Below are 5,090 nucleotides of genomic sequence, written 5' to 3' on the forward strand. Positions count from 1 at the left end.
CGTGGGCGAGGCTGTCGAGGCGGGCGAGGAGTTCCGGCAGGTCCCGGCCGACGACGACCGCGCGCCGGTCGAACGCGGAGCGGGTGGTGGCCAGGGAGAACCCGATGTCGGCGGGGTGCGGGCCGGGGTGGTCCGCCAGGTGCTCCGACAGCCGGCGTGCCTGGTCGCGCAGGGCTTCGCCGGTCCGGGCGGACAGCGGCCAGGCCACGGGGGTGCCCGGGTCCTCGGGCCGTCCGGCGACATCGGGCTCGGAGGGCTCCCATCCGGTGAGCACCAGGTGGCAGTTGGTGCCGCCCATGCCGAAGGAGCTCACACCGGCGACACGGGACGGCTCGTCGGTGGGCCAGGGCGCCAGCTCGGTCTGGACGGTCAGCCCGAGGTCGTCGAGGGGGATCGCGGGGTTCGGGGTGACGAAGTTGAGGCTGGGCGCGAGTTCGCCGTTGCGCAGGGACAGTGCGACCTTGAGCAGCCCGACGGCGCCGGCGGCGCCTTCCAGGTGCCCGATGTTGGTCTTGGCCGATCCCACCCGCAGCCGGCCGTCGGCCGGCCGTCCCCCGCCCAGCACGGTCCCGAGGGCGTGCGCCTCGACGGGGTCTCCGGCCGCCGTTCCGGTGCCGTGCAGTTCGACGTACTGGACCTGCTCGGGTCCGACGCCCGCCGCCCGGTAGGCGTCGCGCAGGACCTCGGCCTGGGCGTCGGCGTCGGGCACGGTCAGGCCGCTGCCGCCGCCGTCGTTGTTGACGGCGCCGCCGCGGATGACGCAGTAGATCTCGTCGCCGTCGGCGACGGCCTGCGTCAGGGTCTTCAGTGCGACGACGACGCCGCCCTCGCCGCGTACGTAGCCGTTGGCGCGGGCGTCGAAGGTGTGGCAGCGGCCGTCGGGCGACAGGGCGCCGAAGGCCGCGGCGGCCACGGCGCTCTCGGCGGCGATGTTGAGGTGGACACCGCCGGCGAGAGCGAGCGTCGACTCGCCGCGGCGCAGGCTCTCGCAGGCCACGTGGACGGCCACCAGCGACGAGGCCTGCCCGGCGTCGACGGTCATGCTCGGGCCGCGCAGGCCGACGGCGTAGGAGACCCGGTTGGCGATGATGCCGCGCTGCACACCGGTCAGCGAGTGGCGGCCCACGGCGCCGAGGCCGGCCCGGTGGCCGAGGGTGGCGTAGTCGTTGCCCATGACGCCGACGAACACACCGGTCCGGCCGCCTGTCAGCCGCCCGGGAACGATGCGGGCGTCCTCCAGGGCCTCCCAGCTCAATTCCAGCATCAGGCGCTGCTGCGGGTCCATCGCCGCGGCCTCGCGCGGCGAGATTCCGAAGAACCGGGGATCGAATTCGTCGACACGGTCCAGGAAACCGCCGCGGCGCACGGCGCGAGCCGCATTCGGGTCGTCGTCGGAGAAGTCCCAGCGGTGCGCGGGAATTTCGCCGACCGCGTCCATGCCGTTGCGCAGAAGCCGCCAGAATGCGTCCGGGGTGGGGGCGCCGGGGAGCCGGCAGGCCAGCCCGACCACTGCCACCGCTTCCTGCGTTTCGGCAGAGATTTCAGGCATGGAAACTCCAACCACCTCTGAATGCGCCATGGATGCCGCTGCCCTAATCCGGGTCGGCACCTGAGACTAACCACGCCCTGTCGGCGCACCAACCCCTATGGGGAGGCTGACCAGCCCCTATGTGCCTTGCGGGACTCTCCGGGACACGGCCGGCGAACCGTGGCGGGGCCGCACGCGGCGGGGACCGTGCGGCCGGCGGCCCCGGGAGGCGGCCGACGGGTGCGCGACCAGGAACGTCCCCCTCCGCGCGCGGAGTTCTAGGGGTACTCGGTAGGGGCGTGGTGCCGTGTAGGGTCCACCCGCGGCGCCGCCTGTTCACCTCCCCCCTCAATTCCCGCCGCACCCGGCCCGACCGAGCCCACGCGGCCGGTGCCGCTGCCACAGGAAGGAAAACAACACGTGACGGAGCAGCACGCCGCGAAACCGGAGTTCGGCTCCGGCAGCGAGCCGCCCGCGCTGCGGCTGACCGGCCTGCACAAGGAGTTCGGTGACAATGTCGCCGTCCGGCAAGTCGATCTGACCGTCCCCCGGGGTTCCTTCTTCGGCCTCGTCGGACCCAACGGCGCCGGCAAGACGACGGCCCTGTCCATGGCCGTCGGCCTGCTGCGCCCGGACGGCGGCCGCTGCGAGGTCTTCGGCGTCGACGTCTGGTCCGACCCGGTCCGGGCCAAGACACTGCTGGGTGTGCTGCCCGACGGCCTGTCGATGCCGGAGCGGCTCACCGGCCGTGAACTGCTGACGTTCACCGGCCAGCTGCGCGGCATCGAACCCGCCGAGCTCACCCGGCGGGTCGACGAGCTGCTGGAGGTCATGCAGCTCGTCGAGGCCGAACGCACCCTGGTCGTCGACTACTCCACCGGAATGCGCAAGAAGATCGGACTCGCCACCGCGCTGCTGCACCGGCCGCGGCTGCTGGTGCTGGACGAGCCGTTCGAGGCGGTCGACCCGGTCTCGGCCGTGGCACTCAAGACGATCCTGCAGCGCTTCGTCGCGTCCGGCGGATCGGCCGTCCTGTCCAGCCATGTCATGCCGCTGGTCGAGCAGCTCTGCGACACGGTCGCCGTCATGGCCGGCGGCGGCGTGGTGGCCGCCGGGACGCTGGACGAGGTACGCGGCGACAGCACACTCGAGGAGGCCTTCGTCCGTCTCGTCGGGGCCGAGGCGAGGACGGGAGAGGGCCTGTCGTGGCTGGCGTCCTGATTCGGATGAAGTTGCGGCTCATCCGCAACTCCATGACCGGCGGCAAGGCCGTCTGGATGGTCACCGGCGCGATCCTGGGCCTGATGTTCGCCGCGGCCACCGTCGCCCTGGCGTTCGTCCGGCTCGACACCCCGGGACTGGTCTCCGACCTGCTCGCCGTGACGTTCCTGATCTGGACCCTCGGCTGGATGGTCGGTCCGCTGTGGGGCGGCTCGGCAGTCCTCCGCAACGACCACTTCGCGCTGCTGCCGCTGCCCCGCCGCGGCCTCGCCCTCGGACTGCTCGCGGCCGCCTTCGTCGGCATCACCACCGTGGTGACGGCCCTGGCGTTCCTCGGCCTCGTCGTCCACGGCATCCGCTCCGGCCTGGGACCGGCCCTGGTGTCGGTCCCGGCCGCCGCCGCGCAACTGGTGTTCGTGGTCCTGCTGTCGAGGGTCACCCACGCCCTGTTCGGGGCGGTCGCCGGCTCCCGGTTCGGTGCCTTCGTGACCGGCCTGCTGTTCGCGGCGATGCTGGTGCTCACCCAGTCCGGCTGGATGCTCGTGGTGGCCGTCGTCGCGTCCCGGGTGACCGAGACCGGGTTCTCCGGCTTCGTGTCGACCGCGATCCGTTCCGTCCCGTCCGGGTGGGGCGTGGCCGCCGTCGACGCCGCCGACAGCGGCGACTGGTGGCAGTCGCTCGGCGCCCTGGCCGGACTCGTCGCCCTGTGCGTTCTGCTGCTGGCCGTCTGGAGCCGCACCCTCGGCCAGGCCCGGCACGGCCGCTCCGTCGTCCGCGGGAGCGCACGCCGGGCCGCCCCCGCGCGCGGCGCTCTCTCCGGCGCGACCGGGGCCGTGGTCCGCAAGGAACTGCGGACCTGGCTGCGCGACCCGCAGCGCGTCACCATGGCGGTCACGCCGCTGGCCTGGGCCCTGGGGACGGCACTGCTGCCGCTCACCTTCGACACCGGCCTGCTGCTGCCCTGGGCGGGCCCGGCACTTCCGGTGATGGTCGTCGCGACCGCCTACAACCTGTACAGCCAGGACGGGACGAGCCTGTGGCTCACCCTCACCACGGGCAGCCAGCGCGCCGACGTCCGCGGCCGGCAGTGGGCGTGCCTGCTGCTGTTCGGCCCGCTGACCGTCGCGGTGACGGTCATATGCACCGCGGCGAGCGGGTACTCCTGGACCTGGCCGTGGGTCGCCGCCCTCGTCCCGGCCCTGCTCGGCGGCGGTATCGGCCTGATGTCGTACGCGTCGGTCACGGCCCTCGTGCCCGGCCCGGACGCCCACAAGCGGCCCGACAGCCCCCTCGACCGGGCCGACACGACCGGGCCCTCCAACGCGCTGTTCTTCGTCGCCCTCCTGCCCGCCGTGCCGGCGGCCGGCGTCGTCACCCTCGGCACCGTCCTCGACAACTCCCTCGTCGGCTGGCTCGGCGCCCCGGTCGGTGTGGCCACCGGTGTCCTGCTCGCCCTCCGGCTGGGGCGGGTCGCCGCCGACCGGCTCACCGCACGCGGCCCCGAACTGCTCCTCCTGATGCGGACCGGACGCCCCGCGACCCCGGGAACGGCGGGCGAGGCCTCGGCGGGCACGGGGAAAGCGGGCGCGGCGACGCGCGTCAAGCCGCAGCTCACCCGGCGCCAGGAAGTGGTCACGCTCCTGTCCTGGGTGTTCGGCAGCCTGGCGCTCTTCCCGCAGGGCCTGGTGCCCCTGATCTTCCTGCTCGCCGACGTCGACGCGAAGGTCTGGTTCCTGGCCCTCTACACACCCGACCCCTGGTCCTGGGCGGTCGCACTGGTCATGATCGCCGTCGGCGTCACGCTGCTCATCCGGGCCGTCCGCCTCTCGACCGGCCGGGCCGGCGGCAAGCCTGCGGCACCCTAGGAGAACGGTGTAGAGGCCACGGACCCGTCCCGCAGCCGTCACCCGGAATACGAATCCATCTGCCCCACCCCGACCACGGCACCACTCCGGTATTCCGTCCCTCCGACATTCCCACCCGTCCGACATGCCACCCTTGGCGTTCCACGCGCGGCATTCCCCCCATTCCCTCGATCCGACCCCCTCCCACTTCACCCTTTCACCGTTCGACCATTTCCAGGTCCGGCCGTTCCGACGCTCCGTCATTTCGCCGTTCCCCTTTTCGCCGATCCCCCGTTCCACCGCTCGTTCCGCGTTCTCCGGGAATTCATCTCCCGGGGACATTGAGGGGTCGATTAGGGGTTGCCGTATCAGTGCTTTGATCTCCTAATCTGATCCTGGTCTCCGTTCTCCGCAGCTCTGGGCTGCTGGGTCGCAGAGGGCTGTTGGGTTCAGGCTTGACATTTCTACCCACTGCCCCGGAAGTAAGGTGGATTCGG

General features: G+C 72.4%; 2 protein-coding genes and 3 pseudogenes. 2 read left to right on the plus strand and 3 right to left on the minus strand.

Going from position 1 to position 5,090, the window contains the following annotated elements; genetic code table 11:
• Nucleotides 1-13: 13 nt before the first annotated feature.
• From AC6F7H_RS00660 to AC6F7H_RS00670, 3 pseudogenes are all read right to left on the minus strand, one after another.
• Nucleotides 14-448: pseudogene (locus tag AC6F7H_RS00660) on the minus strand (ketoacyl-synthetase C-terminal extension domain-containing protein); the annotation flags it as partial.
• Nucleotides 425-808 (minus strand): annotated as a pseudogene (locus AC6F7H_RS00665) (beta-ketoacyl [acyl carrier protein] synthase domain-containing protein); the annotation flags it as partial. The pseudogenes AC6F7H_RS00665 and AC6F7H_RS00660, both read right to left, overlap by 24 nt.
• 39 nt (nt 809-847) lie before the next feature.
• A pseudogene (locus AC6F7H_RS00670) lies at nt 848-1,549 on the minus strand (beta-ketoacyl [acyl carrier protein] synthase domain-containing protein); the annotation flags it as partial.
• 399 nt (nt 1,550-1,948) lie between these two features.
• Here AC6F7H_RS00670 and AC6F7H_RS00675 point away from each other — a divergent pair.
• Complete coding sequence (locus AC6F7H_RS00675) at nt 1,949-2,749, plus strand: ABC transporter ATP-binding protein (RefSeq protein ID WP_500754538.1); 801 nt, start codon at nt 1,949-1,951, stop codon at nt 2,747-2,749.
• A gap of 5 nt (nt 2,750-2,754) precedes the next feature.
• Nucleotides 2,755-4,614, plus strand: a complete 1,860-nt coding sequence (locus AC6F7H_RS00680; protein ID WP_500754540.1) for a hypothetical protein — start codon at nt 2,755-2,757, stop codon at nt 4,612-4,614.
• Nucleotides 4,615-5,090: the final 476 nt, after the last annotated feature.

The sequence above is a fragment of the Streptomyces sp. MMS24-W38 genome, from assembly GCF_059889265.1.

Coding starts and splice junctions, on each gene's coding strand:
- AC6F7H_RS00680 (WP_500754540.1), top strand. CDS start 2,755: ATGAAGTTGCGGCTCATCCGCAACTCCATGACCGGCGGCAAGGCCGTC.